At 69.6% G+C, this 1,423-nt stretch carries 1 protein-coding gene; it reads left to right on the top strand.

Annotation, left to right across the window (positions count from 1 at the left end):
* Positions 1–110: 110 nt before the first annotated feature.
* The gene (locus tag HMPREF0321_RS00115) at positions 111–1,418 is read left to right on the top strand and encodes an ISL3 family transposase (RefSeq protein WP_006943264.1); all 1,308 of its coding nucleotides are present in this window, start codon (positions 111–113) and stop codon (positions 1,416–1,418) included.
* The last annotated feature ends 5 nt before the right edge of the window (positions 1,419–1,423 follow it).

The following is a 1,423-nucleotide window of genomic DNA, read 5'->3' on the forward strand; positions in this document are numbered from 1 at the left end:
CTCTTCACGAACGAGGGTGTAGTCGGTTGAGCGCGTCGGTGGCCGGGTAGGGGTCGAGGTCTCCCGGATGATGGAAGTTCTTCACGCTCGCCATCCCGAAAGACCTCGACGTGCTCCACCCTACTTTCGCGACCCCTGACCTGACCACGTTCTGCCGCCTCGACGAGCTCGGCCTCGTCGCCGTCGGCCAGCTGATCGAGCCGGATCGGGCCACGATCGAATGCCGCGTCGTCGGGGACGACCCGTGGTGTCGGAAGTGCGGTGTCGAGGGCGTGCCGCGGGACACGGTCACGCGTCGACTGGCGCACGAGCCGTTCGGGCACCGGCCGACGACCCTGCTGGTGCGGGTGCGCCGGTACCGGTGCGGACACTGCCGGCGCACGTGGCGGCAGGACATGACGCGGGCAGCGGCGCCGCGTGCGAAGATCTCCCGCGGCGGCCTGGAGTGGGCGCTGCGGGGCATCGTCATCGACCACCTCACCGTCACCCGCGTCGCCGCAGGTCTCGGGGTGTCCTGGAGTGCCGCGAACACCGCCGTCCTCGCGGAAGGCAAGCGGCGCCTGATCGACGACCCCGCCCGGTTCGACGGGGTCACCACGATCGGTGTCGACGAGCACGTCTGGCGACACACGAGGCTGGGCGACAAGTACGTCACCGTGATCATCGACCTCACGCCCGCGAGGAACAAGACCGGGCCGGCGAGGCTGCTGGACATGGTCGAGGGCCGCTCCAAGGCGGTGTTCAAGCAGTGGCTCGCCGCCCGCCCTGCGGACTGGGCGAAGCGGATCGAGGTGGTCGCGATGGACGGCTTCGCCGGGTTCAAGACCGCTGCCGCCGAGGAACTCCCCGACGCCGTCCCCGTCATGGACCCGTTCCACGTGGTCCGCCTCGCCGGCGACGCGCTGGATGTCTGCCGGCGTCGGGTCCAGCAAGACACCACCGGTCACCGCGGGCTCAAGGGCGACCCGCTCTACAAAGCCCGCCGCACCCTGCATACCGGGGCTAGCCTGCTCACCGACCGGCAGCGGGCACGCCTGGACGCAGTGTTCGCGAGCGAGGAGCACGTCGAGGTCGAGGCGACCTGGGGCATCTACCAGCGCATCGTCGCGGCCTACCGGGAGCCCGACAAGAAGAAAGCGAAGGCGATGATGCAGGAGGTGATCGCTGCGATCAGCAGCGGCGTTCCCGCGGTGCTCGTCGAGGTCCGCAAGCTCGGCCGGACCATGAAGCAGCGGGCGGGCGACATCCTCGCGTTCTTCGACCGCCCCGGCACCAGCAACGGCCCGACCGAGGCCATCAACGGGCGACTCGAACACCTCCGCGGCTCCGCCCTCGGCTTCCGCAACCTCACCCACTACATCGCTCGGTCGCTGCTCGAAGCCGGAGGGTTCAGACCCGCGCTACACCCTCATTCGTGAAGAGC

The sequence above is a fragment of the Dermacoccus sp. Ellin185 genome (assembly GCF_000152185.1).
Lineage (GTDB): Bacteria > Actinomycetota > Actinomycetes > Actinomycetales > Dermatophilaceae > Dermacoccus > Dermacoccus nishinomiyaensis.